This window comes from Pseudomonas sp. SIMBA_068, assembly GCF_046534705.1.
In the GTDB taxonomy this organism is placed as follows: Bacteria; Pseudomonadota; Gammaproteobacteria; order Pseudomonadales; family Pseudomonadaceae; genus Aquipseudomonas; species Aquipseudomonas putida.
The window spans coordinates 1-321 of the sequence record NZ_JAWRYI010000223.1 but is presented as its reverse complement, the minus strand read 5'-3'; the positions used below and the strand labels follow the sequence as shown (position 1 = coordinate 321).

The 321-nt window shown below is 50.8% G+C and carries 1 protein-coding gene; it reads left to right on the top strand.

The window, feature by feature from the left end:
* Positions 1–321 (top strand): MFS transporter (locus SB756_RS28915; protein WP_410912958.1); only part of this gene is annotated, 321 nt, incomplete at both ends.

The window sequence follows — 321 nt, the reverse complement described above, 5'->3', positions numbered from 1 at the left end:
GCGCATGTTAATGCTGACCGTCTGGATGATGGGCATCGCGACAGCCTTGATTGGTATTCTTCCTTCATTCTCGACCATTGGGTGGTGGGCACCTATTTTGCTGGTGACACTGCGTGCCATTCAGGGATTTGCAGTCGGCGGCGAATGGGGAGGCGCGGCGTTGCTTTCCGTTGAAAGTGCACCGAAAAATAAAAAAGCCTTTTACAGTAGCGGTGTACAAGTTGGCTACGGTGTAGGTTTACTGCTTTCAACCGGACTGGTTTCATTGATCAGTATGATGACGACTGACGAACAGTTTTTAAGCTGGGGCTGGCGCATTCC